Origin of the sequence: Rossellomorea orangium (assembly GCF_019334305.1) — a bacterium.
In the GTDB taxonomy this organism is placed as follows: Bacteria; Bacillota; Bacilli; order Bacillales; family Bacillaceae_B; genus Rossellomorea.
The window spans coordinates 260,080-285,515 of sequence record NZ_JAHWGH010000018.1 but is presented as its reverse complement, the minus strand read 5'-3'; the positions used below and the strand labels follow the sequence as shown (position 1 = coordinate 285,515).

The following is a 25,436-nucleotide window of genomic DNA, read 5'->3' as shown; positions in this document are numbered from 1 at the left end:
TTGGTATTGTCATCTATTGTACGGATAGTACAATAAAGTTACAACAATATTACGACTCAATTCGACATAGAGAGACTAATGTTTCCAGATTGAAAGAATAATGCATTCACCTGAAGAAAGGTGATGTTTTTCTCGTGCCATTTTAAAGTTTTTATGCTCGTGCCGTTTTTAAAATCACTACCTCTTGTAACGTTAATGTAACAATAAAAGTAAAATATATTTATTTATGTTAAAAACAACCATGGGAATATAAGGGATAAAAGTGGATTAAAAGTCACGAAATTGATGATTATCCATCTCTTTCAAGAAAATTTACGGAATATTCATAGACACTAATGTTGCTAAACATTACAATAAATACTGTTGTATGCTAAATATGTCAAAAATAGTTGATTCATGTCAAAATACGGATAGAGGTGCCTACCATGAAACTTTTTTCCAATACAATCAATTCGCTGGAAAACGGGCTGAATTATGCCTCATTAAATCAGAAAGTCATTTCTCAAAATATCGCGAACGCTGATACTGCAAATTATAAAGCTAAAGAAGTAGAGTTTAAGACGTTTTTTGATCAGTCCCTTCAACAATTTGAAGCTAAAAGAACAAATCAACGTCACTTCTCCTTTCGTTCTGATAATCAACATCCTTCAGTCAAGACGAAGTCAGCTTTTCAATATAACCATAATGGTAATGGAGTGGACATGGATCAGGAAATGTCAGAGATGGCAACGAACCAGATTTATTTCAATGCCCTGACTGACAGGATAAATGGAAAGTTTAACAGTCTCCAATCAGTCATAAGAGGAGGAAAATGATCATGACCTTGTTTACGGGTATGAATACAACCGCTTCCGCACTTACCGCCCAACGGTTAAGAATGGATGTCATTTCATCGAATATGGCGAATGTCGACACAACAAGAGGGAAGATGGTGGATGGCGAGTGGCAGCCGTACCAAAGGAAGTCTGTGGTTATGGTGCCTAAGGGAAATCAGTTTTCATCTTTCTTGAACAAGGCGATGAATACGAAAGACGGTCACACAGCCGGAGGCGTACAAGTATCAAGGATTGAGGAAGATGAACAAACTCCATTTAAAATGGTTTATGATCCAGAACATCCCGATGCAAATGATGAGGGATATGTCAGTCTGCCGAATGTCGATCCATTGAGAGAGATGGTGGACCTTATTTCAGCAACGCGTTCGTATGAAGCAAATGTAACTGTCTTTAATGCAAATAAAGCGATGTTAATGAAGTCATTAGAAATTGGTAAATAGAGAGAGGTTTTAATTCTATGGCAATTCATCAAATTAATTCGATATCACCTGGGATTATTAGTCCGTCACTCGCAAAAAAAAATAATTCCCCTGCAGTTGGATCCGATAATTTCAGTCAGTTATTAAAAAATTCAATCGATGAAGTCAATAAGATGCAGGTGCAGTCGGATCAATTGACGGAAAAACTTGTCAGGGGTGAAAATGTTGACCTTCATCAAGTGATGATTGCTTCACAAAAGGCGAGTATCACCCTGCAAACGACGATGGAAGTGCGTAACAAAGTAGTGGAAGCCTACCAAGAGATTATGAGAATGCCAATGTAGTAGACTCATGCAGTCGAGTACCGGAGGATTGTAATGAATGAATCGTTTAAGAAATATACAGAACAGATAAAAACGTATTGGACAAGTAGAACCAGAAAACAAAAAATCAGTATGGGATCCATCTTCCTGCTATCAGTCATTCTTATCGGGGCGATGAGTTATTTTACAACAAGAACGAAACTCGAACCTTTGTATAGTAATTTATCCCCATCTGAAACGGGAACCATTAAAGAAAATTTGGATGGCAGAGGAATCCCTTCGGAAATTACTGATAGTGGATCGACCATCATGGTACCAAAGGAACAAGTGGATACCCTGAAAGTTGAACTTGCAGCAGAGGGGATCCCCAACTCCGGGAGCATCGACTACACCTTTTTTAGTCAAAATGCCGGGTTCGGTATGACAGATAATGAATTCAATGTTATGAAGCTGGATGCCATGCAAACTGAATTGGCGAATTTGATGAAGGGAATTGATGGAATCCAGGATGCTAAAGTCATGATTAATCTTCCAGAGAAAGAAATTTTCTTAAGTGATGATGTTCAAAATGCATCTGCATCCATCGTGTTGGATACAAAGCCTGGTTTCACTTTTGATCCGAAACAAATCAAATCACTTTATCACCTTGTTTCGAAAAGTGTCCCAGACCTCCCTACTGAGAATATCGTCATCATGAATCAATATTTTGAGTATTTTGATTTAGAATCTGAGAATAATTCTACGGGAAGCGGTAATTTTGCTCAACAAATGAATGTAAAGAAAGAGGTTGAGCGGGATATTCAACGACAGGTACAGAATATGCTCGGTACGCTGATCGGTTTTAACAAGGTAGTGGTTTCCGTTACCACTGACATTGACTTTACCCAGGAAACCAGTGAAGCAAACATAGTGGAGCCTGTCGATAAAGAAAACATGGAAGGGATCGCTGTCAGTGCACAGCGAATCACTGAAACCTTCTCTGGAGAAGGAGCTAATCCAGGTGGCACTGCAGGAGCGGGAGATGGGAATGAACCGACCAACAGCGGGGTTACATACGGTTCCAGCTCAGAATCAAATGGTGACTATGAGCGAATGGAAGAAACGATTAACAGCGAAGTTAATCGCATAAAAAAAGAAATTGTAGAAAGCCCATATAAAATAAGGGATCTTGGGATTCAGGTCATGGTGGAACCGCCTAACCCAGAAGAAATAGCGTCATTACCGCAGGATCGGGTGGATGATATACGCCAAGTATTGTCCACGATCGTCCGAACGTCCATTGACAAAGATGCAAACCCTGAACTGACAGACGAAGCAATCCAGGATAAAGTGGTCGTCTCTGTCCAACCATTTAATGGAAAAGTGGATGTCCCATCTAAAGTGAAACCTTTTCTCCCATGGTGGACATACGTCATTGGTGGCATTCTGCTAGTGGTGATTCTTCTATTAGTATTTTTCTTAATGCGATCCCGTAAGAAAGATTCGATGGAAGAACTGGAATATGAAGAAACAAGGGAGCCTGTGCATATACCCGAAATCGAACCAAAAGAAGAAACAGAGGGCTCGATTCGCAGGAAGCAGCTTGAAAGAATGGCTAAAGATAAACCAGATGAATTTGCGAAATTGTTACGCACCTGGTTAGCAGAGGATTAGGAGGGATGAACATGGTTAGAAGAGAGAAAGGCTTAACAGGTAAACAAAAGGCAGCCATTCTCCTGATCTCCCTTGGTCCTGATGTTTCTGCATCTGTGTACAAGCATTTGTCGGAAGAAGAAATCGAGAAATTGACTTTGGAGATTTCTGGAGTGAAGAAAGTAGAAACGGAAGCGAAGGAAGAGATTTTAGAAGAGTTTCATCATATTGCCATCGCCCAGGACTATATTTCCCAAGGTGGGATCGGCTATGCCAAAACCGTATTAGAAAAGGCGCTGGGTTCTGATCAGGCTTCAGCCATCATAAATCGCCTGACCTCATCTTTGCAGGTCAAGCCCTTTGATTTCGCAAGGAGAGCGGATGCTGCTCAAATTCTTAATTTCATCCAAAACGAACATCCTCAGACGATTGCCTTGATTCTGTCTTATCTTGACCCACAGCAGGCAGGCCAGATCCTCTCTGAACTACCACAGGAAGTTCAGGCGGATATCGCAAGACGTATTGCAGTGATGGATGGTACTTCTCCAGAAGTGATCAGCGAGGTTGAAGCCATTCTCGAGCGTAAACTCTCAGCGACAGTCACACAGGATTACACCCAAACCGGTGGAGTGGAAGCTGTAGTAGAAGTGTTGAACGGGGTGGATCGTTCTACAGAGAAAACGATCCTTGATGCCTTGGAGATTCAAGATCCCGAATTGGCAGAGGAAATTAAAAAGAGAATGTTTGTCTTTGAAGATATTGTTACCCTGGACGGACGCTCCATTCAAAGGGTCATACGTGATTGTGATAATGAAGATCTTCTTTTGTCGCTTAAAGTATCAAGTGACGAAGTGAAAGAAGTGGTCTTCAGGAACATGTCCAATCGTATGGTCGAAACCCTTAAAGAAGAGATGGAATTCATGGGGCCGGTGCGTTTGCGTGATGTAGAAGAAGCTCAGTCACGGATTGTAGCAGTGATAAGAAGATTAGAGGATTCAGGTGAAATCATCATTGCCCGTGGTGGAGGGGACGATATTATTGTCTAGGATCATAAAGTCTACTTTAGCTCAAAGTGATGGGGAAAACCAAAAAGTCATTTCCCTCAAGAAATTCAAGCCAACAGGTGAGGCAACCCCAGAGGAGAGTATGCTCATTGGAAATGCTTCTCTGCGTAGAGATCAGATCATAGAGCAAGCGACCATAGAAGCAGAGAGAATCATCGGGGCAGCCAGGGAAAATGCAGAAAAAGAACTAGAGCGCTTACTGTATGAAAAGGATAATTGGATAACAGAACGTGAGCAGCTTATGCAGGAGGCTTATAACGCAGGGTTTCTTCAAGGAGAAGAAGAAGGAAAAAGGAAAGGCTACGAAGAATATCAGGCCAAACTGCAGGAAGCCAATACATTAGTCGACTGGAACAAGGAACAATATGAAGATTATATCCAGAGGGCAGAGCAAGTGATTCTCAATCTTGGACTCACTAGTGCAGAGAAAATCATGAATCAAAAGCTTAATGAAGAACCGGATGTATTCCTTTCTATCGTGAAACGGGGATTGAAGGAAGTGAGGGATTTACCACACATCCAAATACATGTTCATCCTTCCCGACATGTGCTTCTTGCACAGAATAAATCAGAACTCGAAGTGATGTTCCCGACTGATATTCAATGCTTCATTTATGCGAATGAAGATCTCGGTCCCGATGAATGTTACATTGAAACGAATCAGGGACGAGTGATGATCAGCATCGATTCTCAATTAAATGAATTAAAGCTGAAGCTACACCATCTCCTGGAAGGTGATTCGGGATGAAAGCAGCAGATCTTATAGCACATATCCCCCACATTCCGACTTTCAAGAAGTATGGAAAAGTGAAGCGGGTTGTAGGGTTGATGATCGAGTCACAAGGACCTGCAAGTTCTGTAGGCGAAGTGTGTCACATCCATATTATATCCCGGGGCAAGCAAAAAGTGATCCAGGCAGAAGTTGTCGGCTTTAATGATGATTTAGTCATCCTTATGCCCTATACAAACATGCAGGATATTTCTCCAGGAAGTCTAGTAGAGGCCACATCAAAGCCTTTGGAAATCAAGATTGGCCCATCTTTAATTGGAAAAGTGATCGACTCCCTGGGACACCCCCTCGATGGCAGTCAATTACCGTCAGGGTTAAGCACATCCTATACGGAACAGGAACCTCCCAATCCCTTATCAAGACCTCCAATCGATGAAAAAATGGAGGTTGGCGTAAAAGCCATCGACAGTATGTTGACAGTTGGAAAGGGACAGAGAGTTGGGATTTTCGCCGGTAGCGGTGTCGGAAAAAGTACATTGCTAGGAATGATTGCGAGGAATACGAAAGCGGATTTGAATGTTATTGCACTTGTAGGTGAGCGTGGCAGGGAAGTGAGAGAATTCATTGAAAGAGATTTAGGTGAAGAAGGGCTGAAACGAACCATTGTTGTGGCCGCTACATCTGACCAGCCTGCACTCATGAGAATAAAAGGAGCATTCACAGCAACTGCGATTGCAGAATATTTCCGTGATAAAGGCATGGACGTCATGCTGATGATGGATTCTGCCACCAGGGTAGCCATGGCACAGAGGGAAATCGGACTGGCGGTGGGAGAGCCACCTACTACCAAAGGATATACTCCATCAGTCTTTGCGATATTACCAAAGTTACTCGAGAGAACAGGAACCAACCTGAATGGGAGCATTACGGCATTTTATACGGTCCTGGTTGATGGTGATGACTTAAATGAACCCATCTCGGATACAGTGAGGGGGATACTCGATGGTCATATCGTACTGGACCGTCAAATTTCTAATCGAGGGCAGTACCCGGCAATCAATATTCTTAAGAGTGTCAGCAGATTGATGAACCACCTGGCTTCAAAAGAACATTTACATGCTGCCACGAGAATTAGGGAGTTATTAAGTACGTATATGAATTCGGAAGATTTGATTCAAATCGGAGCCTATAAAAAAGGGACCTCCCGTGAAGTGGATGAAGCCATTAACTATTATCCGGGAATCATTTCTTTCCTGAAGCAGGGGGTATATGAACAGATATCTCTTACTGCAAGTGTTGATGAGCTTATCAAGCTATCGGAAAAAGGTGGATGATTCAAATGAGTTATCAGTATAAGTTCCAAAGGATTTTAACGGTGAAAGAAAAAGAAAAAGATGAAGTACAGGAGATGTACAGGGGAGCAATCGAAAAATTTGAAAGAGTTGCCGAGAAACTTTATGAATTTTTGAAAAAGAAAGAATCCCTTGAGAATCATCAGGAAACAAAATTACAGGATGGATTATCTGTTCAGGATATTCGTCACCATCAACAATTCATTACTAATCTTGAGAAAACCATTTCTTATTATCAGGATCTCGTGATACAAGCGAGAAATCGGATGAATTGGTACGAAGAGAAGCTAGTGGATATGAATGTTGAAGTCAAGAAATATGAAAAGATGAAAGAAAAAGATTTTAAGCGTTTCCTGGAGAATATCCAATTTGCAGAAAATAAGCAGTTAGACGAAGTGTCCGTCGCCCAATATTTGAAACGGGGAGTAAGGTGATTTCATGGCAAAGGTAATAGAAGAGGAAAAGAAAGATTCGTACAGTCGTTTTCAAAGATTCATTTTCATCATCATCATTCCTCTCTTGTTTGCAATCACCTTCGCGTTGGTCATCATGACGTTTGCAGGGATAAATATTTTTGAAAAGGCACAATCATTAAGCTCGGAAATTCCTTTCCTGGCCAAGGTCATCCCTTCAAATGATGTTGAGGACCAAAAACAATTACAAGAGAAGATTCTCACTTTAAATGCCTCCATTGAAGATCAAGAAGCTAAAATGGCCCAGCTTCAAAGCGAATTGGATCAAAAGGATAATCGTAACGAACAACTCCAGGCAACCATTCAGCAGCAGAAAGGGGAGCTTGAAGAACTACGTCAGATTGGTGAAGAAAACAAGCGTGCATTTAAAGAAGTTGTAAGCACATTCGAAGCGATGTCTGCAAAGAGCGCAGCCCCTGTTCTCATGGAGATGGAAGATGAAGAGGCGATGAAGATTCTTTCTAGCATCAAGCCAGATACGCTTGCAGATATACTGGAAAAAATGCCACCGGAAGATGCTGCAAGATATACAGGGCTTCTTTCAACCGATGAATGAATTAGCTTGTATGTAAAGGAGGTGACATGATGGAAATAGGAATCGGTGTTCAGAGGGTAAATTCAATAAAAGTCTCGAGTCAGGAGTCGACACTTCCAAAGGCAGATATTGAAGGATTCTCTAGCCATCTTCTGGGGTTTGTTTCCAATCAGAATGTAATGAAGACCCCGATAACGAAGCAAGATTCAGAGACCTTTCTCATTAACCTCGAAGATCTTATTGGTAGTGTTGATCTTGCAGGTATCGGTCTTACGTCTCAGCAGATAGATGATCTGGCAAAAGTAAAAGGGCTGGATATTAGTCAGATCGCTGAAATGATAGGTGTGAATGTAGAGGAAATCGCATCATTTTATTTTGAACTGCAAACTGCGCTATTAGGAACGGAGACAGCAGGACCTCAGGCTGATGGAGAAGACGATTATGACATCCTGCTTGCAACACTGCAACTTCTGCAATCTCACCTTACGAATGATATAAAAGGCTTGATGAAGAAAGATAACCCTCAAGGACAGGGAGAAGGCCAGGGGCGTGTAGAGGATGTCATCAGACTGGCTAAGGTGATTGAATTATTCACTCAAAGTCGTGATATGCACATCACAGAAGCATCAAAAGCAAATGAACTTAAAGAGATGATGAAGAGCCTGAAAAAAGGAATTGAAAGTACATTAACAGGAATGTTTAATGTATCAAAAGATTGGTCACGTCTCCTTAAAGAAGCTTATACCCGCCAAGCGATTGAAGCGGATACTCAACCTGCTGAAGCAGAGGCAAACGCCTTAGAAAAGAAAAGCATCCAAGTACAGGGGAATCAAATTCACTTTTCTCTTCCCAAGTCTGAAACATTTTCAATGAGCCTTGCGCCAAATAATAAGTCCCTTCAATATGAGCAATTTGTGAAAGAATTCCAGAATATTCTCGGTAAGTCCAATATGGTGTCTCAACCAAACATGAGTAAATTATTGATTAAACTCTATCCGGAGCAATTAGGATCACTAAGAATTGAACTTCTTCAGCACAACGGTGTGATGACAGCCAAAATATTGGCATCAACCTCCACTGCAAAAGAAATGCTGGATTCTCAAATTCAAGGCTTGAAGCATGCGTTTTCGTCTCAGAATCTGCAAGTGGAGAAGATAGAGATATCGCAGACACTCTCAGACACGGAGCGACAGAATAAAGGGCAATCGCAGCAGCAGTCTTCACAACATCATAAACAGCCACAATCTGAACAACCTGGCATGACCCAGGAAGAAGGGGAGAAATCCTTTAAGGATTACCTCGTAAATACCGAAATATAGGTGATGACATGACGAAAATCGATCCGAATTTACTGTATTCCACCCTTCAAACGAAGCAACGTGAAGGAGGAAAAGACATTTTAGGGAAAGATGATTTCCTGAAAATCCTCATGACTCAATTGCAGAATCAAGATCCATTAAATCCGATGCAAGATAAGGATTTCATCGCTCAGATGGCTACATTTTCTTCATTGGAACAAATGACGAATTTGACTCAAACGATGGAGAAGTTCGTGGACAATCAAAGTCAAACACAATTGATCGCTTACAATCAATTTGTAGGGAAACAAGTCACTTGGCATAAAATCATCGAATCGGAATCGACTGAAACCCCAGAAATTCAAGAAGGACAAGGTCTTGTGAAAGGTGTCCGCTTTAAGGGGGATTCTGTAGAATTCATTATGGAAGACGGAACAATATTGACTCCGGGAAATATATCTCAAGTGAATACTGAAGGCAGCGGAGATTCTTCTCTCGTAAGTGCTTCCTTGTTAATAGGTAAAAAAGTGACATGGAACGGGGAAGAAGGCGAGCTCGGCGGAGTTGTTCAGTCTGTCTCGAAGAAAGATTCACAAATCTGGGTTCATACAGTTGAAGGAGAGAAAATCTCCAGTGAAGCATTGATGAAAATTGAATCATAGGGAGTGGTTGAATGGAAAAGACGTATTTTCATCGCTCACCGCAACCTATCACACCTCAGTACCATAAGAAAGCAGTTAATCGATCTGCAAGCCCGTCTTTTTCAGCTCAATTGGACGAAGCGATTCAAGACGTACGTCCAATACAAATAAGTAAACATGCGAAGGTGAGGATGGAACAAAGAGGGATTTCCATTTCTAAGGAGACCTGGGATGAAATCGGGAAGAGAGTGAATGAGGCAAAAGGGAAAGGCGTAAAGGATTCTCTCGTGATATTGAAGGACGCCGCCTTGATTGTGAGTGCTAAGAATCAAACAGTGATCACGGCATTGGACAGAGAAGAAGCTTATTCTCAAATTTTCACGAATATTAACGGTACGATATTAATTGATTCATAGGCCGGACCTTAAAAAGGAAGCCTAACGCTGTGGAATGACTGAAGCAGCTCATACGAAAGGGGAAAACATTCATGCTACGTTCAATGTATTCAGGTATAAGTGGAATGAAAAATTTTCAAACAAAACTCGACGTCATCGGTAATAATATTGCAAACGTGAATACGTACGGTTATAAAAAAGGCCGGGTGACGTTCCAGGATCTCATGAACCAGACCGTGTCCGGTGCCAGTAGAGCAACTGCTAACCGTGGAGGTCAGAATGCAAAGCAAGTGGGTCTGGGATCTTCCTTATCATCAATTGATACAATTCAAACACAGGGGAGCCTTCAGACAACCGGACGATCATTGGATGTTGCCATTTCAGGAGACGGATACTTCGTTGTCAGACAAGGTAACAACGAAATGTTCACCCGTGCAGGAAACTTTTATTTGGACTCAAATGGAAATCTTGTGACTGGTCAAGGGAATTTGGTGCAGGGGTATCCAGTTAATGCTGCGGGTGAAGTCAATAAAAGCGGTGCTGAGGATATTAAAATTGATACGAATACGACCATGGCACCACAAGCGACAACAGAAGCTTCCTACAATGGGAACTTGAAGTCCAGTGCACCAAATGGTACAGAAGTGGAACTGGAAACCAAAGTAAAGGATTCGCTCGGAAAGGATATCAGTCTTAGATTATTAATGACAAAGACAGCCCAGAATACATGGGGTGTTACGATCTCCAGTCTTACAAATGATGTTACATTGTCTCAAGGTCAAACGACTTCATTGACTTTCGACGAGCAAGGGAAAATGACTTCTCAGATGCCGTTTCCTATTACATTAGATAATCAAACAGGTGGAACTCAGACACAAACTATTGACCTGGATTTCTCTAAAATCACTCAGTTCGACAGCTCCTCTTCTGCTAACGTAGATACTGTTGATGGAAACTCAGAGGGATATCTGGAAAGCTTCAATATCGGTTCTTCCGGTGAAGTGAACGGAGTGTTTTCAAACGGTGAAGTAAGAGTGCTGAGCCAATTGGCGTTGGCTACTTTCTCCAATCCCGGTGGGTTGACGAAAGCAGGAAACAATCTGTTTCAGGCTTCGAACAACTCAGGTCTTCCGAATCAGGGGGTTGCAGGAGATGGACGCGGGTCACTCCAATCCGGATCTCTTGAAATGTCAAACGTAGACCTTTCCGAAGAATTCACGGAAATGATTACTGCCCAACGTGGGTTCCAGGCAAACACGCGTATCATCACGACGTCAGATGAAATCCTGCAAGAGCTTGTAAACTTGAAGCGATAATACGTACTTAAGGGAGGAAGGGACTGACTGATCGGTAAGCAGCTGATCCGCTTAGTCAGTCCCAAAAACTATTGATTACTTTAACAAGACTGAATGGTAAATCGTTTACGTTAAATGCCCTATACATAGAAACAATCGAAGCGTTTCCTGATACGACCATCCTGTTAACGAACGGTAGACGGTATGTTGTGAAAGAAACAGTGGACGAGGTGGATGCCCTGTCACTTTCTTTCTACCAAAAAGCGAATCTACTGAATTTACAACAGGAGGGAGGGAGTAAAAATTGAAGAGTAAAGCCCTTACCATCATGATGATTTCATTGGTGACCATAACCCTCGTCGGTGTTATTGCCTTGGTTGTCATTCTTAGGTTTTCAGGGGAAGAGAAGGCAAAAGGGCCTTCCATTGAGGAAGTGATAGAAAACTCGGTGGATATACCTGAAACGACAACGAATTTAATGAGCAACGATTTTATCCGGATTTCTTTTAAAATCCAGACGGATAGCAAGAAAGCAAAGAAAGAATTAGAAAAGAGAGACTTTCAGGTAAATAATATTATCATAGAAGAGCTTTCAGAATTGAAAGCGGAAGAACTGCAAGGGAAAAAAGGTAAAGAATTGGTCGAAACCAAGGTGAAAGACAAAGTGAACTCCCTTATGCAGGAAGGCGCAGTAGAAAAAGTGTATATCACCTCTATGATGATTCAATGAGACACCAGCGAGTGGAAGGTTTGGAGGTGGAGAGATGGCAAGTGAAATATTGTCCCAAAGCGAAATTGACGCATTGTTATCTGCCCTAAACACAGGGGAGATGAGTGCGGATGATTTCAAGAAAGAAGAAGAAGAGAAAAAAGTCAAAGTATATGATTTTAAGAGGGCACTCCGGTTTTCCAAAGATCAAATCAGAAGTCTGACCAGAATCCATGAGAACTTTGCAAGAATTTTAACGACTTATTTTTCTGCCCAATTAAGAACATATGTTCAAATAAACGTGGCTTCTGCCGATCAAATTCCTTATGAAGAATTCATACGTTCCGTTCCGAAAATGACAATCTTGAATGTGTATGAACTGCCGCCGCTTGACGGAAGGATCCTCATGGAAATCAATCCGAATATTGCTTATTCCATGATGGACCGTGTGATGGGTGGAAAAGGGGTCAGCGTCAATAAGGTTGAGTCATTGACTGAAATTGAAACCAGGATCATGAGCCAATTATTTGAAAAAGCGTTTGAGAATCTCAGAGAAGCTTGGAGCACAGTGGTGGATGTTGATCCGGTATTTGCAGAATTTGAAGTAAATCCTCAGTTTCTACAAATGGTCTCTCCCAATGAGACCGTAGTGGTCATTTCGTTGAATACAACGATAGGTGAAACGAGTGGAATGATCAATATTTGCATTCCCCACGTTGTATTGGAGCCCATTCTTCCGAAGCTATCAGGCAGTTATTGGATGGAGTCAAAACGGAAGGAAAGTAACCCTGAAGACACCGCTCTTCTTGAAAGAAGAATCAAGCAGGCGCATGTACCGATTGTCGCTGAATTAGGCCAATCGGATATTACGATTGAGGAATTCCTTATGCTTTCAATCGGTGATGTCATTGAAATGAAAACACGAATCGATGATCCTTTGACTATTCGAGTGGGTGAGATTCCTAAGTTTACGGCTCAGCCAGGTAAATCAAATAAAAGAATGGCTGTCCAAATATTAGATTCATTGAAGGGGGGAGAAGACGATGATGAGTGATGATATGTTATCGCAAGATGAAATAGATGCATTGCTTCGAGGATCAGCAGAGCCTGAAGAAGCGATAGAAGACCGTAAAGAGATCAATATGAGTGATTATATCAGCTCGATGGAAGAAGATGCTTTAGGTGAGATCGGGAACATATCTTTCGGGAGTTCAGCAACAGCACTTTCCACATTGCTTAACCAGAAGGTAGAGATAACGACCCCTAAAGTATCCATTATTAATAAGAATTATTTAGAGGAAGAATTCCCACATCCATATGTAGCCATCCAAGTTAAATATACTGAAGGATTTTCCGGTGTGAATTTACTGGTGATTAAACAATCGGATGCCTCAATCATTGCCGATTTGATGCTTGGTGGGGATGGCCGAAATCCTTCGGGTGATTTAGGTGAAATTCAGCTCAGTGCTGTCCAGGAAGCCATGAACCAAATGATGGGTTCTGCTGCTACATCCATGTCGACGGTATTCAGCAAGAAAGTGGATATTTCACCTCCGTCTATTGATCTTATGTATATTCCACAAGGCGAAGGTGAGGAGAATCTGCCGGATCAGGATCTTCTTGTAAAGGTATCTTTTTCTTTAAAGATTGGAGATCTGATCGATTCTAATATCATGCAGTTACTGCCGTTAAGTTTTGCCAGAAGCCTTGTAGATGAATTGATGAATGGTGGTGCTGAGGAAGAAGTGGCAGTTGCAGCTTCGCCTGTGGACGCACCTAATAGAGCACCAGAATCATTAGATCATCATGCTCAGGAAACTTCAGACAGAACACAGTCGCATCCACAGCATTTAGGTGGCCAAGGATCGTACACTGAGCCAGTAAATGTGCAACCTGCTACATTTAGCAGCTTTGAACCGGCTGGCCTAGGACAGCAGGAAACCAAAAACCTGAATATGTTATTGGATATCCCCCTTCAGGTAACAGTGGAGCTAGGGAGAACAAACCGATCAGTCAGGGACATCCTGGAATTATCTTCAGGATCGATCATCGAACTGGATAAGTTAGCGGGAGAACCGGTGGATATACTGGTGAACAGCCAGCTAATGGCCAAGGGAGAAGTCGTTGTGATTGATGAAAACTTTGGCGTCCGGATTACGGACATCGTCAGTCAAAGTGATCGAATAAAAAAATTAAAGTAATGAAATGATTCTTAATTAGATGATGGAGGATGAAGATAATGGCAAATAAAATTCTTATCGTGGATGATGCAGCCTTTATGAGAATGATGATCAAGGATATCTTAACAAAAAATGGGTTTGAGGTAGTAGGAGAAGCAGCGGATGGAAGTCAGGCTGTCGATAAATATAAAGAATTAAAACCGGACCTTGTCACCATGGATATTACAATGCCTGAAAAAGATGGAATCGCAGCTTTGAAAGAAATCAAAGCGATTGATGCCGGTGCGAAAATCATCATGTGTTCTGCTATGGGACAACAGGCCATGGTCATCGATGCCATCCAGGCGGGAGCGAAGGACTTTATCGTAAAGCCGTTCCAGGCCGATCGCGTCATTGAAGCGATTCAGAAAGCGTTAAGCTAACATCAATAAGAAGGTGCATGTATTGAAAAAGTTTCAAATTCTAATAAGCATTCTGTTCTTCCTATTGGTTGGATCCGTGCAACATACAGCACATGCAGAAGTGAATAATGTGAAGGACTGCATTGAACATCCGGATACATGCAGTGGGCAACAAACGAATGGAGGGGATGGTTCAGAAACAGGAATCGCCACTTCCGTTACGTTTGTAGATTACCTTAAGATGATCATCGCCCTGGTCTTTGTCGTGGCACTCATTTATTTATTATTGAAGTTCATCAATCAAAAGGGAAGATCGTTTCAACAGACAAAGTTAATCAATCATTTAGGCGGAGCCCCTCTTGGAGGTAATCGCTCCGTCCAGATTGTAAAGGTAGGCAAACAGGTACTCGTACTCGGTGTAGGTGAAGACATACAGCTTTTAAAAGAGGTAAAGGATGAGGGGGAAAAAGAAGAGATTCTCTCTTACTATAAAGAACCCCAAATTCCTATCGCTAAAACAACGATATCAAGCTTGATGACGAAGCTTAAGGGGACAGCTCCTAAATCCGCTGAAAGCTCATTTCAGTCACAGTTGAAATCCCAGCTTGAGGAAATGAACAAGGGAAGAAAAAAGATGCTTGAAGAGTTAAAGAACAAGGGGAATCATTCAGATGAATGAATTCATGGAGTTTTTTAACAGCAGTTCGGCAGATAATGTTTCCACGAGTGTAAAGCTGTTATTGCTGTTCACCGTCTTATCGCTCGCACCAAGTATTCTGATATTGATGACCTCATTTACCCGGATCATGATTGTCCTGTCATTCGTACGGACATCACTTGCCACACAGCAAATGCCGCCAAATCAAGTGTTAATTGGACTTTCTTTATTTCTTACATTCTTTATTATGGCTCCTACTTTCCAAGAGGTGAATGATGAAGCCCTGACTCCTTTGTTTAATGAGGAAATCAATCTGGAACAAGCTTATGACAAGGCATCTATACCATTTAAAGAGTTTATGAGTAAGCAGACAAGACAAAAGGATTTGGAGTTATTTCTGGAATATTCAGGTGCTGAACGCCCGGAGTCAGTGAAAGATATTCCGCTTACATCCTTAGTGCCGGCTTTTGCATTAAGTGAAATCAAGACGGCGTTTCAAATCGGTTTCATGATTTTCATTCCATTCCTGGTCATCGACATGGTCGTAGCAAGTGTCCTTATGTCCATGGGGATGATGATGCTTCCGCCAGTCATGATTTCCCTGCCGTTCAAAATTTTATTGTTTGTTTTAGTGGACGGCTGGTATTTAGTAATAAAATCTCTTTTACAAAGCTTTTAAGTAGGTGAGTTTCAATGAATGCTGAATCCGTAATTGCCATAGCAGAGAGGGGAATCTACGTAACTCTCATCGTGTCAGGGCCATTGTTGCTTTTGGCCCTTGTTGTCGGGTTGATCGTCAGTATATTCCAGGCCACAACACAAATACAAGAACAGACACTTGCATTCATCCCGAAAATTGTGGCCGTCATGATCGGTATTGTTTTCTTTGGACCGTGGATGTTAACAAAGCTTGTGACATATACATCTCAAATTTTTTCGGATTTAACAAGGTTCGTAGGGTAAGAGAATGGCTGAACTCGTACCCGTTCTATCGGTATACCTGCTCGTGTTTGTCAGGGTTTCGGCATTTTTTGTCACGATGCCGTTATTTTCATACCGGAATATACCTGCACAGCACCGGATCGCCTTTTCAGTTGTGCTTTCCTGGGTGATGTATTACACCATTGATTCAAAGGCTTTTGAAATCAATGGCCAGTACTTCTTATTGATCATGAAAGAAGCCATGGTCGGCCTGTTGATCGGTTTTGTTGCCTATATGATTGTGTCTGCCATTCAGATTGCAGGGGGATTCATAGATTTTCAGATGGGTTTTGCCATTGCAAACGTGATTGATCCTCAAACAGGTGCCCAAAGTCCTTTGACAGGACAATATCTGTATACATTCGCCCTATTGCTATTGCTTGCCCTTAATGGTCATCATCTATTACTCGATGGGATCTTCTATAGCTATCAATTAATTCCCATCGACCGGCCGTGGATTCCATTTGGTAATGAGAACTTAGCCGATTACGTCATTTCGGCCTTTAATTCCATGTTCGTCATTGCCTTCCAAATGTCCGTTCCTGTGGTCGCTACATTATTCCTGGTAGACGTGGCACTGGGAATCGTAGCACGGACCGTACCCCAGTTAAACGTATTCGTCGTGGGTTTTCCTATTAAGATTGCCGTAGCGTTTATCGTATTGTTCATAGTCATGGGGGTCACGTTTGCTGTCGTGCAGCAGTTATTTGAAATGATGTTTGTAACCATGAGGGATTTAATGAAAATTATTGGAGGCACGTAAATTGCAGTGGCTATCATTAGACTTACAGTTTTTCAGTGGGGAAAAGACAGAGAAAGCGACCCCGAAAAAGAGGGAAGACGCCAGAAAGAAAGGTCAAACGGCGAAAAGCCAGGATGTCAATACAGCCATCATCCTTCTTGCCGTATTTTTATTTCTGACTTTCAGTGCTTCCTATATTGGGGATATCGTTTTTGATTTGTTTCATCAAACATTTCAGGAATATATGCTCATGGATCTTACGGAAAATACCGTTCACGTCATCACGATGGACTTGATGAAGGAGATAGCCTTACTTCTTGGACCAATCATGCTCGTTGCGCTCCTTGCCGGTTTGGTCGCTAATTATATACAAGTGGGCGTTATGTTCACGACAGAGCCTTTACAGCCTAAATTGGAGAAGATCGACCCCATAAAAGGGTTTAAACGAATCTTTTCATTGCGGGCAATTGTAGAATTAATGAAATCAATCTTAAAGATTTCATTTGTAGGGGCGATAACATTTGTCATCCTCTGGATGAACATCGACCGGGTACTGAGTCTATCCTTTAAGTCGGTTGGGGATTCCTTGACGACGATGGCAAGTTTAACGATCCAAATGGGCATTGCAGCTTCGTTGGCTCTATTATTCTTATCTCTTTTTGATTTTCTTTATCAGAAATATGATTTTGAGAAGAACATTCGGATGTCGAAACAGGATTTGAAGGATGAACACAAAAACATTGAAGGTGACCCCCTTATAAAGTCGAAAATTAAACAAAGGCAGCGGGAGATGGCCATGCGACGAATGATGCAGGAAGTACCCGAAGCGGATGTGGTGATAACCAATCCCACTCATTTTGCCATTGCCCTTAAATATGACGAAAATAAAATGGATGCCCCATATGTCGTGGCAAAAGGTGTCGACTACCTTGCCCAAAAAATAAAATACATTGCAGGTGAAAATGATGTCGTGATGGTAGAGAACCGGCCACTCGCACGTTCACTCTATGATTCAGCCGAAATAGGGGATGCCGTTCCTGAAGAATTTTTCAAGGCAGTAGCAGAAATTTTAGCTTATGTTTACCGAATAAAAAACCAGATGTAAGCAGTTAGGAGAGAAACAATGTCAGCAAGAGATTTATCCGTACTAGCAAGTGTCATATTAATCGTTGCCATGCTTATCATTCCCTTCCCATCGTGGTTATTGAGCTTATTGATCATTATTAATATTTCACTTGCCTTACTTGTCCTCCTAATTTCCATGAATATGAATGAACCTTTACAGTTTTCTATATTTCCATCGCTATTATTACTATTGACGCTTTTCAGATTGGGTCTAAATGTTTCCACAACGAGATCAATCCTTAGTAAGGGTGAAGCGGGGGACGTTGTGGAAACCTTTGGAACATTCGTTGTAGGTGGAAATATACTTGTCGGACTTGTGGTATTCATCATATTGATTGTCATTCAATTTATCGTCATAACGAAAGGATCCGAACGTGTATCTGAGGTTGCCGCACGCTTTACCCTCGATGCTATGCCGGGGAAACAAATGAGCATCGATGCCGATTTAAATGCTGGTATGATCTCTGAGCATGATGCAAGGAATCGACGTGAGAAAGTGGGGAAAGAAGCCGACTTCTATGGTGCAATGGACGGTGCTTCTAAATTTGTAAAGGGTGATGCGATTGCAGGAATTGTCATTGTCATGATCAATCTAATTTTCGGGATCATCATCGGAATGACTCAGCAGGGGCTTCCGATTGCAGAGGCGGCAACCCGCTATTCACTGCTTACCGTGGGAGATGGGATCGTCAGTCAAATTCCGGCACTTTTGATCTCGACAGCCACAGGAATTGTGGTCACGAGGGCCGCATCCGAAGGAAATCTTGGTCAGGATATTATGAACCAGCTGCTTGCGTATCCCGTCATGCTCTATGTATCTGCGTTCACGATTTTTATGCTCGGTGTCGCTACTCCCATCAATGATATCTTAACAATCCCTGTTGCCGCCCTGTTAGGGGTCGGTGGATACATGCTATCGAGATCACCTAAAGAGAATGAAACAGACCTGATGGAAATGGAAGAAGAAGTAGAGCAGGATGAGATGAAGAGTCCTGAAAGCGTAGTGAATCTTCTGAATGTCGACCCAATTGAATTTGAGTTCGGATATGGATTGATTCCATTAGCTGATACAAATCAGGGAGGAGACCTCCTCGACAGGATCGTCATGATCAGGCGGCAATTGGCCATAGAACTTGGCCTTGTCATCCCTGTTGTCAGGATCCGGGATAATATTCAGCTTCAGCCCAACGAATACCGGTTGAAAATCAAAGGGAATGAAATGGCCCGTGGCGAGTTGCTCTTAGATCATTACTTAGCCATGAGTCCTGGGGTGGAAGATGATTCCATTGAAGGAATCGATACCATCGAGCCTTCATTTGGACTTCCAGCTAAATGGATTTCAGAAGAAATGAAGGAGCAGGCAGAGATCTTTGGCTATACAGTAGTGGATCCTCCATCTGTAGTCTCGACTCATATTACGGAAATGATCAAGAACAATGCTCACGAACTCCTCGGCAGACAGGAAACGAAGCAACTCATTGATCATCTGCAGGAATCTTACCCGATCCTTGTTGAGGAAGTGACCCCGAATCCATTAACAGTCGGGGAAGTGCAAAAGGTCCTTTCCAAACTATTAAAAGAGAATGTATCTATTCGCAATCTACCTATCATTTTTGAAACTCTCGCAGATTATGGGAAGATGAGTTCGGATACAGATTTATTAGCAGAGTATGTAAGGCAATCACTCGCAAGACAGATTACGAATCAATATGTTCAGGGTGATACTTCGTTAAAGGTGGTCACCATGAGCGGCAAGGTGGAAAAAATGATAGCGGATTCCATTCAGCAAACGGAACATGGCAATTATTTATCCATGGATCCAAATGACTCGCAGGGCATTTTGGAAGCTGTTGCAAATCAAGTAGAGCAGCTGTCCCTGATGGAAGAATCTCCCGTCATTCTGTGTTCACCAGCAGTGAGAATGTACGTTAGACAGCTGACGGAAAGATATTTTCCACAGGTTCCGATCATATCGTATAACGAATTAGAGGCAAATGTTGAAGTACAAAGTTTAGGGGTGGTGAATATAGGATGAAGGTAAAGAAATATTCTGCTTCAACAATGAGTGAAGCCATGAAGAAGGTTAGGTCTGAACTGGGAGAAAATGCAGTCATATTAAATTCTAAAGTCACCTACATAGGCGGATTCATGGGGTTGTTTAAGAAAAAAATGATTGAAGTCATCGCTGCCATAGATCCAGATGTTGAAAATGAAAAGATGGAAATCAGCAGAGTGAAAACGAAGACCGCTTCGAAATCAATCATTCAGCCGGCTAATGAGAAAAAGGAAAACTATGAATCTAATTCATCGGTTGAAGCGGAATTAAAGGAATTGAAACAAATGATTACCACCCTGAAATCTAAAAATCGATTTGAAACATTCACTGAGGGAGTGCAGGATATCCTTTTTCACCTAATGAACCATGATGTGAGTGATTCAACTTTGTTTCAACTGGGAGACCAGTTGGAAAAAAAGATCCAAGCCGGAACGCTGCCAGTGGACAGACGGGATGAGTGGGCTACCAGAGAAGTGAAGCATTTTCTTCATCATCATTTAAAAGGAATTGAATATGGAGGAATAAGCTATAAACGAAAATATATTAATGTCATAGGTCCTACAGGGGTGGGAAAAACAACGACGCTCGCCAAGATGGCTGCAGAAGCAGTGATTGAAAGAAGGATGAAAATCGCCTTCATCACGACAGATACATACCGGATCGCTGCAATTGAGCAATTAAAAACCTACGCAGGTCTTCTGAATGTGCCGGTTGAAGTCGTTTATAAAATAGAGGACTTTAAGAAAGCGATCGATAAATTCATGGACTACGATCATGTTTTCATTGATACGGCGGGTCGTAACTTCAGGGAAAAGAAATATGTAGAGGATTTGCAAAAAGTCATTGATTTTGATCATCAGATGGAAACCTATCTGGTTCTATCCTTAACAAGTAAAGAAAAAGACATGAGGGAGATCATTTCCCAATTTTCTTCGATTCATATCGATCGGTTTATTTTTACGAAACTAGATGAGACGTCGAGCTACGGATCAATGATCAATATGATGTCTGAAGCGGGTATTGGTGCAGCTTATGTAACAAATGGCCAGGATGTCCCCGAAGATATTACAGAAGTGAATGAGGATGAAATCGTTCGATTGCTTATGAAAGGATTCTGCCATGAAAGATCAAGCGTATAACTTAAGGAGGAAAATGCTCCTGACAGACTCGGTTCCTGCTAAGACGATCGCAATTGTAAGTGGAAAGGGAGGGGTTGGTAAATCGAATATATCGACGAACCTCTCCATTCTTCTTGCTAAAGAGAATAAAAAGGTGCTCCTGTTTGATCTGGATATAGGGATGGGGAATATTCATATTTTACTAGGGAGTCATCATACCTACTCAATAATGGATTATATTGAGGAAAAAGTACTAGAAATCGACACGATTATATGTGAGAATGTTCATGGTATTTCTTACATAAGCGGCGGGAATGGCTTGAAGAATATAGTGGATTGGCAGGAGAAGCAAGTACAACGCTTCTTCGAGGTGATGGATTATGCGACTCATCATTATGATTATATTCTTTTTGATATGGGTGCAGGTGCTACAAGAGAAACACTGGAGTTTCTCCTAGCAATGGATGAAATCATCGTTGTTACGACTCCTGAACCAACATCTGTAACCGATGCCTATTCTATGATGAAATATATTTATTTAAGAGATGGGGAAAAACCGTTTTATCTCATATGCAATCGGGCGGAGTTCAAAAAAGAAGGTCTTGAAACGATTACTAGATTACAAGAAACCGTCAGGAAGTTTCTGCATAAAGAAATCGTATCACTTGGAGTCCTTCCAGAGGATTCAGCAGTCAGGAAGGCCGTCATCAATCAAACGCCGATTGTCGTAGGTCATCCATCTTCAGTGATGTCGTTGAGTCTTCGAGCGATGGTTCACCATCTAACGGGAACGGAATATCAGGGTACTAAAGGAACAGGCTTTGTAAAGACGATTCGAAAATTATTTTTTGGGAGGTAAAAGTCCTGAATGAAAAAGGTTTTAGTTGTAGATGATTCAGCATTTATGAGGAAGCTGATTAGTGATTTTTTAACGGCCACAGGTGAACTAGAAGTGATTGGCATTGCAAGGAATGGAGAAGACGCGATCACGAAGATAAAGAAATTCCATCCCGATGTCGTCACCCTTGATGTGGAGATGCCCAAGATGAATGGGATCGAAGCTTTGAAGCGCATCATGGAGGAATGCCCGGTACCTGTTGTGATGATTTCTTCTACAACGAAAGAAGGGACGGAGGAAACCGTCAAAGCCATGGAGCTTGGTGCCGTTGATTTCATCGCGAAACCTTCTGGTACCATTTCCTTGGACCTTCATAAGATTCAAGAAGAGCTGGTAGAGAAAGTAGTGTCAGCAAGTAAGGTGAATGTTACGAAAATAAGGGATGTGTACCAAAAGAAATCAACGTGTGCACCGTTATCAACCGTGAGTGAAGATACAGAGCCTTTATCAATTGACCGTCACATGGGATTAAATCCCCCTAAGTTAATATTAATTGGGACATCGACAGGAGGCCCACGCGCTCTGCAAAACGTGTTGACAGCATTGCCGCATCAGCTGAAAGCGCCAATCGTTGTGGTACAACATATGCCTCCGGGATTTACAAAATCACTCGCTGACCGTTTAGATGGTCAATCTGCCATTCATGTAAAGGAAGCCGAAGATGGGGAAGTTCTTCAAAATGGCACAGCCTATATTGCCCCAGGTGGTTTCCACACCAGAATAATGGAAAATGGAAAGACTCTATCGATTCAGCTTTCAAAGGATGAAGCACCTAGAAATGGCCATAGACCCTCTGTGGATATATTGTTCGAGTCTGCTAGTCTGATTCGGAATTACAGCAAAATATCCGTCATCATGACAGGTATGGGTTCTGATGGTTCCGAAGGGTTGATTAAGCTTAAAGAACGCGGAAATGTGCGGGCCATTGCAGAATCAAAAGAGACATGTATTGTGTTTGGGATGCCGAAATCGGCAATCGCAACAAAGCTAGTTGACAGGGTGGAACATATCGGGAATATTCCTCGATCAATAATGACGTACATGGATTAGAGAGGTGTGGAATATATGGAATTGAGTCAATATTTAGAAGTATTTATAGAAGAGAGCAAAGAAAATCTGCAAACCTGTAATGAACAGCTGCTGGAACTGGAAAAAAAACCGGAAGATCTTGCAATCGTTAATGAGATCTTTCGGTCAGCTCATACCTTAAAAGGGATGTCTGCCACGATGGGGTTTGAGGATTTAGCTAACCTTACACATAAAATGGAGAATGTCCTTGATGCCATCAGAAACGAAAAAATAAAGGTAACACCCGAAATACTCGACATTGTGTTTAAGTCCGTCGATGATCTTGAAGCCATGGTGTTTTCCATTGCAGATGGAGGAGATGGTAAGCGGGATGTAACGGAAGTAGTAGCCATGCTCCAGGCAATTGAAAAAGGAGAGACGATTCCTTCCTCTCACGCATTGAATGAGGTCGCTGCGGCTGCCGCAACGACTGACATAGAATTGTTATCCATGCAGTACGAAGCTTTCGAACAAACGGTTATTCAGGAATCCTATGAGCAGGGGTTCCGATGCTTTGAAATTTCCGTTACCTTGCGGGAGGATTGTCTGCTTAAAGCAGCCCGGGTATATATGGTTTTCGAAGTGCTTGGAAAAATGGGTGAGGTCATTAAATCCCTACCCACGGTTGATCAGCTTGAAGAGGAGCAGTTCGATCATTCTTTCGTTATAGCTGTTGTATCGAAAGAAGAGGCAATTGACTTAGAGAATCATGTGCGAAAAGTATCTGAAGTTGAGGAAGTCACTGTTCTAGAGCTGACGGCAGAGCACCTTCAGAATCAGAATAAACCAGAAGATTCAATAACAGAGCCTGCAAAAAAAGTGCAAGTGGAAAAAGGTCGTAGTGAGGATCAAGCAAATAAACCGGCCGGAAACGTATCGAAACAATCGGCCCCTTCTAGCAAAACGATTCGGGTGAACATTGAACGACTCGATGTTCTAATGAATCTCTTTGAGGAGCTTGTCATCGACAGAGGAAGGCTTGAACAAATCTCAAGGGATTTAAATAATCCAGAGTTGAATGAAACGGTGGAGAGGATGACGAGAATATCAGGCGACCTGCAGAACATTATTCTCAATATGCGTATGGTACCTGTAGAGACGGTATTTAACCGTTTCCCACGCATGGTCAGGCAGCTGGCAAGAGACCTGAATAAAAAAATCGAATTGGAAATCATAGGTGCTGAGACGGAACTTGATCGGACCGTGATTGATGAAATCGGGGATCCCCTTGTCCATTTAATCCGAAATGCCCTGGACCATGGAATCGAAAATCCTGAAGTCCGTGTCAAAAATGGTAAATCCGAACAGGGAACCGTCAAGTTAAAAGCGTATCATAGCGGAAATCATGTGTTTATCGAACTTGAAGATGATGGAGCGGGGATCAACAAAGAGAGGGTCCTCGAAAAGGCTATCCAGAAAGGTATTGTTTCAGAAGAAACAGCCAAAACCTTATCAGATAGACAAATCTACGAGCTCATTCTGGCATCGGGCTTTTCTACAGCTGAACAGATTTCGGATATTTCCGGAAGGGGTGTCGGATTGGATGTAGTAAAAGCGACGATAGAGTCGCTTGGAGGTTCAATTACAATAGACTCCACGGTTGGACAAGGATCATTATTTTCCATCCAACTGCCGCTCACATTATCAATCATTTCTGTCATGCTTACTGAAATCGAAAATGAAAAGTATGCCATCCCTCTCTCTTCTATAATTGAAACCGCTATTGTGAAAAAGGAAGAAATCATGAAAGCACATAATCAGAGAGTGATTGACTTTAGAGGGAAAGTTGTGCCGTTACTATTTCTTGAGGATGTGTTTGAAGTACCGAAACATTCAAAGGAAGAAGAGTTATATTCTGTGGTCATCGTACGAAAAGGAGAGAAAATGGCCGGGCTGGTCGTTGATTCCTTTATTGGTCAGCAGGAAGTTGTATTGAAATCATTAGGGAATTATTTAAATGAAGTCTTTGCGATTTCAGGTGCAACTATTCTGGGAGACGGACAGGTAGCACTGATTGTTGATTGTAATGCATTAATAAAGTAGGGGGTACGGGTAATGAGTGAAATAGTAGATGCAGTGGAAGATTTAAAGCTTATCGTTTTTCAATTGGTTGACAAGGAATATGCCATACCTGTGAATCAAGTCAAATCCATAGAGAAGCTTGAACATATTACCAGAGTTCCAAGGACCGCCTCCTATGTAAAAGGTGTTATTAATTTACGTGGAGTGGTTACACCAATAATTGATCTAAGGAGCCGGTTTGAATTACCGCCAACAGAACCAACGGAGAGTACGCGAGTGATCATTGCAGGATTAGACGATAAAGAAGTTGGATTGATCGTGGACGCTGCCAATGATGTACTGGATGTCTCAAGAGAAGCGATCGAACCTTCACCCGAAGTAGTTGGTGTATTAGAGGCTGAGTACATAGGTGGAGTTGTAAAACAGAACAAGAGACTCCTGATCCTTATCCATTTAGATAAAATTCTTGAATCCATCTAAAAGGA

Annotated in this window: 29 protein-coding genes; all 29 read left to right on the top strand. The window is 41.9% G+C overall.

Annotated elements, in window-relative coordinates:
* The first annotated feature begins 425 nt into the window (after positions 1-425).
* Positions 426-815, top strand: coding sequence for a flagellar basal body rod protein FlgB (gene flgB, locus KYJ26_RS18635; RefSeq protein ID WP_219168893.1), 390 nt, complete (start codon positions 426-428; stop codon positions 813-815).
* A 2-nt stretch (positions 816-817) separates the two neighbouring features.
* On the top strand, positions 818-1,276 hold the full coding sequence (flgC, locus tag KYJ26_RS18630) for a flagellar basal body rod protein FlgC (RefSeq protein WP_219168891.1): 459 nt from the start codon (positions 818-820) through the stop codon (positions 1,274-1,276).
* 17 nt (positions 1,277-1,293) lie between these two features.
* Entirely contained in the window at positions 1,294-1,599 is a 306-nt protein-coding gene (fliE, locus tag KYJ26_RS18625) for a flagellar hook-basal body complex protein FliE (protein ID WP_219168889.1), read from the top strand.
* Between the two features lie 33 nt (positions 1,600-1,632).
* Positions 1,633-3,231: a flagellar basal-body MS-ring/collar protein FliF gene (gene fliF / locus KYJ26_RS18620; RefSeq protein WP_219168887.1), complete on the top strand. Its 1,599-nt coding sequence runs from the start codon at positions 1,633-1,635 to the stop codon at positions 3,229-3,231.
* An 11-nt stretch (positions 3,232-3,242) separates the two neighbouring features.
* Positions 3,243-4,256, top strand: coding sequence for a flagellar motor switch protein FliG (gene fliG / locus KYJ26_RS18615; RefSeq protein ID WP_219168885.1), 1,014 nt, complete (start codon positions 3,243-3,245; stop codon positions 4,254-4,256).
* Positions 4,249-5,022, top strand: a complete 774-nt coding sequence (fliH, locus tag KYJ26_RS18610; RefSeq protein ID WP_219168883.1) for a flagellar assembly protein FliH — start codon at positions 4,249-4,251, stop codon at positions 5,020-5,022. Before fliG ends, fliH begins: the two co-directional genes overlap by 8 nt.
* Entirely contained in the window at positions 5,019-6,338 is a 1,320-nt protein-coding gene (fliI, locus tag KYJ26_RS18605; protein WP_219168881.1) for a flagellar protein export ATPase FliI, read from the top strand. Before fliH ends, fliI begins: the two co-directional genes overlap by 4 nt.
* Positions 6,339-6,343: 5 nt before the next feature.
* Entirely contained in the window at positions 6,344-6,790 is a 447-nt protein-coding gene (gene fliJ / locus KYJ26_RS18600) for a flagellar export protein FliJ (RefSeq protein WP_219168879.1), read from the top strand.
* 4 nt (positions 6,791-6,794) lie between these two features.
* Positions 6,795-7,385, top strand: a complete 591-nt coding sequence (locus tag KYJ26_RS18595; protein ID WP_219168877.1) for a MotE family protein — start codon at positions 6,795-6,797, stop codon at positions 7,383-7,385.
* A gap of 26 nt (positions 7,386-7,411) precedes the next feature.
* On the top strand, positions 7,412-8,683 hold the full coding sequence (locus KYJ26_RS18590) for a flagellar hook-length control protein FliK (RefSeq protein ID WP_219168876.1): 1,272 nt from the start codon (positions 7,412-7,414) through the stop codon (positions 8,681-8,683).
* 8 nt (positions 8,684-8,691) lie between these two features.
* Positions 8,692-9,324 carry a flagellar hook assembly protein FlgD gene (gene flgD / locus KYJ26_RS18585; protein ID WP_219168874.1) on the top strand — a complete coding sequence of 211 codons (633 nt, stop codon included), beginning with the start codon at positions 8,692-8,694 and terminating at the stop codon, positions 9,322-9,324.
* Between the two features lie 11 nt (positions 9,325-9,335).
* Positions 9,336-9,719, top strand: coding sequence for a TIGR02530 family flagellar biosynthesis protein (locus KYJ26_RS18580; RefSeq protein ID WP_219168872.1), 384 nt, complete (start codon positions 9,336-9,338; stop codon positions 9,717-9,719).
* Between the two features lie 71 nt (positions 9,720-9,790).
* The gene (locus KYJ26_RS18575) at positions 9,791-11,014 is read left to right on the top strand and encodes a flagellar hook protein FlgE (RefSeq protein ID WP_219168870.1); all 1,224 of its coding nucleotides are present in this window, start codon (positions 9,791-9,793) and stop codon (positions 11,012-11,014) included.
* 71 nt (positions 11,015-11,085) lie between these two features.
* Positions 11,086-11,301 (top strand): flagellar FlbD family protein, encoded by a 216-nt coding sequence (locus KYJ26_RS18570; RefSeq protein ID WP_219168868.1) that lies wholly within the window; start codon positions 11,086-11,088, stop codon positions 11,299-11,301.
* A complete protein-coding gene (fliL, locus tag KYJ26_RS18565) occupies positions 11,298-11,723 on the top strand; it encodes a flagellar basal body-associated protein FliL (RefSeq protein WP_219168866.1) in 426 nt (141 codons plus the stop codon). Before KYJ26_RS18570 ends, fliL begins: the two co-directional genes overlap by 4 nt.
* A gap of 34 nt (positions 11,724-11,757) precedes the next feature.
* The gene (fliM, locus tag KYJ26_RS18560) at positions 11,758-12,756 is read left to right on the top strand and encodes a flagellar motor switch protein FliM (protein WP_219168864.1); all 999 of its coding nucleotides are present in this window, start codon (positions 11,758-11,760) and stop codon (positions 12,754-12,756) included.
* A complete protein-coding gene (gene fliY, locus KYJ26_RS18555) occupies positions 12,746-13,903 on the top strand; it encodes a flagellar motor switch phosphatase FliY (RefSeq protein ID WP_219168861.1) in 1,158 nt (385 codons plus the stop codon). Before fliM ends, fliY begins: the two co-directional genes overlap by 11 nt.
* 38 nt (positions 13,904-13,941) lie before the next feature.
* Positions 13,942-14,304 (top strand): response regulator, encoded by a 363-nt coding sequence (locus KYJ26_RS18550; RefSeq protein ID WP_219168859.1) that lies wholly within the window; start codon positions 13,942-13,944, stop codon positions 14,302-14,304.
* Positions 14,305-14,326: 22 nt separating this feature from the next.
* Positions 14,327-14,962: a flagellar biosynthetic protein FliO gene (locus KYJ26_RS18545; RefSeq protein WP_219168857.1), complete on the top strand. Its 636-nt coding sequence runs from the start codon at positions 14,327-14,329 to the stop codon at positions 14,960-14,962.
* On the top strand, positions 14,955-15,620 hold the full coding sequence (fliP, locus tag KYJ26_RS18540) for a flagellar type III secretion system pore protein FliP (protein WP_219168855.1): 666 nt from the start codon (positions 14,955-14,957) through the stop codon (positions 15,618-15,620). Before KYJ26_RS18545 ends, fliP begins: the two co-directional genes overlap by 8 nt.
* A 14-nt stretch (positions 15,621-15,634) precedes the next feature.
* A complete protein-coding gene (gene fliQ, locus KYJ26_RS18535; RefSeq protein WP_098351766.1) occupies positions 15,635-15,904 on the top strand; it encodes a flagellar biosynthesis protein FliQ in 270 nt (89 codons plus the stop codon).
* A 4-nt stretch (positions 15,905-15,908) separates the two neighbouring features.
* Positions 15,909-16,685, top strand: a complete 777-nt coding sequence (gene fliR, locus KYJ26_RS18530; RefSeq protein WP_219168853.1) for a flagellar biosynthetic protein FliR — start codon at positions 15,909-15,911, stop codon at positions 16,683-16,685.
* 1 nt (position 16,686) lies between these two features.
* The gene (gene flhB, locus KYJ26_RS18525; protein WP_219168852.1) at positions 16,687-17,769 is read left to right on the top strand and encodes a flagellar biosynthesis protein FlhB; all 1,083 of its coding nucleotides are present in this window, start codon (positions 16,687-16,689) and stop codon (positions 17,767-17,769) included.
* An 18-nt stretch (positions 17,770-17,787) separates the two neighbouring features.
* On the top strand, positions 17,788-19,824 hold the full coding sequence (gene flhA / locus KYJ26_RS18520; RefSeq protein ID WP_219168851.1) for a flagellar biosynthesis protein FlhA: 2,037 nt from the start codon (positions 17,788-17,790) through the stop codon (positions 19,822-19,824).
* Entirely contained in the window at positions 19,821-20,984 is a 1,164-nt protein-coding gene (gene flhF, locus KYJ26_RS18515; protein WP_219168850.1) for a flagellar biosynthesis protein FlhF, read from the top strand. Before flhA ends, flhF begins: the two co-directional genes overlap by 4 nt.
* Entirely contained in the window at positions 20,965-21,822 is an 858-nt protein-coding gene (locus KYJ26_RS18510; protein ID WP_219168849.1) for a MinD/ParA family protein, read from the top strand. Before flhF ends, KYJ26_RS18510 begins: the two co-directional genes overlap by 20 nt.
* A 9-nt stretch (positions 21,823-21,831) precedes the next feature.
* On the top strand, positions 21,832-22,911 hold the full coding sequence (locus tag KYJ26_RS18505) for a protein-glutamate methylesterase/protein-glutamine glutaminase (RefSeq protein ID WP_219168848.1): 1,080 nt from the start codon (positions 21,832-21,834) through the stop codon (positions 22,909-22,911).
* Positions 22,912-22,926: 15 nt separating this feature from the next.
* Positions 22,927-24,972, top strand: coding sequence for a chemotaxis protein CheA (locus tag KYJ26_RS18500; RefSeq protein ID WP_219168847.1), 2,046 nt, complete (start codon positions 22,927-22,929; stop codon positions 24,970-24,972).
* A gap of 12 nt (positions 24,973-24,984) precedes the next feature.
* Complete coding sequence (locus tag KYJ26_RS18495; RefSeq protein ID WP_219168846.1) at positions 24,985-25,431, top strand: chemotaxis protein CheW; 447 nt, start codon at positions 24,985-24,987, stop codon at positions 25,429-25,431.
* Positions 25,432-25,436 lie beyond the last annotated feature (5 nt).

Excerpts from the sequence above, each read along its gene's own strand:
- flgB (WP_219168893.1), top strand. The coding sequence starts at position 426 with ATGAAACTTTTTTCCAATACAATCAATTCGCTGGAAAACGGGCTGAAT.
- flgC (WP_219168891.1), top strand. The coding sequence starts at position 818 with ATGACCTTGTTTACGGGTATGAATACAACCGCTTCCGCACTTACCGCC.
- fliE (WP_219168889.1), top strand. The coding sequence starts at position 1,294 with ATGGCAATTCATCAAATTAATTCGATATCACCTGGGATTATTAGTCCG.
- fliF (WP_219168887.1), top strand. The coding sequence starts at position 1,633 with ATGAATGAATCGTTTAAGAAATATACAGAACAGATAAAAACGTATTGG.
- fliG (WP_219168885.1), top strand. The coding sequence starts at position 3,243 with ATGGTTAGAAGAGAGAAAGGCTTAACAGGTAAACAAAAGGCAGCCATT.
- fliI (WP_219168881.1), top strand. The coding sequence starts at position 5,019 with ATGAAAGCAGCAGATCTTATAGCACATATCCCCCACATTCCGACTTTC.
- fliJ (WP_219168879.1), top strand. The coding sequence starts at position 6,344 with ATGAGTTATCAGTATAAGTTCCAAAGGATTTTAACGGTGAAAGAAAAA.
- KYJ26_RS18595 (WP_219168877.1), top strand. The coding sequence starts at position 6,795 with ATGGCAAAGGTAATAGAAGAGGAAAAGAAAGATTCGTACAGTCGTTTT.
- KYJ26_RS18590 (WP_219168876.1), top strand. The coding sequence starts at position 7,412 with ATGATGGAAATAGGAATCGGTGTTCAGAGGGTAAATTCAATAAAAGTC.
- flgD (WP_219168874.1), top strand. The coding sequence starts at position 8,692 with ATGACGAAAATCGATCCGAATTTACTGTATTCCACCCTTCAAACGAAG.
- KYJ26_RS18580 (WP_219168872.1), top strand. The coding sequence starts at position 9,336 with ATGGAAAAGACGTATTTTCATCGCTCACCGCAACCTATCACACCTCAG.
- KYJ26_RS18575 (WP_219168870.1), top strand. The coding sequence starts at position 9,791 with ATGCTACGTTCAATGTATTCAGGTATAAGTGGAATGAAAAATTTTCAA.
- fliM (WP_219168864.1), top strand. The coding sequence starts at position 11,758 with ATGGCAAGTGAAATATTGTCCCAAAGCGAAATTGACGCATTGTTATCT.
- fliY (WP_219168861.1), top strand. The coding sequence starts at position 12,746 with ATGATGAGTGATGATATGTTATCGCAAGATGAAATAGATGCATTGCTT.
- KYJ26_RS18550 (WP_219168859.1), top strand. The coding sequence starts at position 13,942 with ATGGCAAATAAAATTCTTATCGTGGATGATGCAGCCTTTATGAGAATG.
- fliP (WP_219168855.1), top strand. The coding sequence starts at position 14,955 with ATGAATGAATTCATGGAGTTTTTTAACAGCAGTTCGGCAGATAATGTT.
- fliQ (WP_098351766.1), top strand. The coding sequence starts at position 15,635 with ATGAATGCTGAATCCGTAATTGCCATAGCAGAGAGGGGAATCTACGTA.
- fliR (WP_219168853.1), top strand. The coding sequence starts at position 15,909 with ATGGCTGAACTCGTACCCGTTCTATCGGTATACCTGCTCGTGTTTGTC.
- flhA (WP_219168851.1), top strand. The coding sequence starts at position 17,788 with ATGTCAGCAAGAGATTTATCCGTACTAGCAAGTGTCATATTAATCGTT.
- flhF (WP_219168850.1), top strand. The coding sequence starts at position 19,821 with ATGAAGGTAAAGAAATATTCTGCTTCAACAATGAGTGAAGCCATGAAG.
- KYJ26_RS18510 (WP_219168849.1), top strand. The coding sequence starts at position 20,965 with ATGAAAGATCAAGCGTATAACTTAAGGAGGAAAATGCTCCTGACAGAC.
- KYJ26_RS18505 (WP_219168848.1), top strand. The coding sequence starts at position 21,832 with ATGAAAAAGGTTTTAGTTGTAGATGATTCAGCATTTATGAGGAAGCTG.
- KYJ26_RS18500 (WP_219168847.1), top strand. The coding sequence starts at position 22,927 with ATGGAATTGAGTCAATATTTAGAAGTATTTATAGAAGAGAGCAAAGAA.
- KYJ26_RS18495 (WP_219168846.1), top strand. The coding sequence starts at position 24,985 with ATGAGTGAAATAGTAGATGCAGTGGAAGATTTAAAGCTTATCGTTTTT.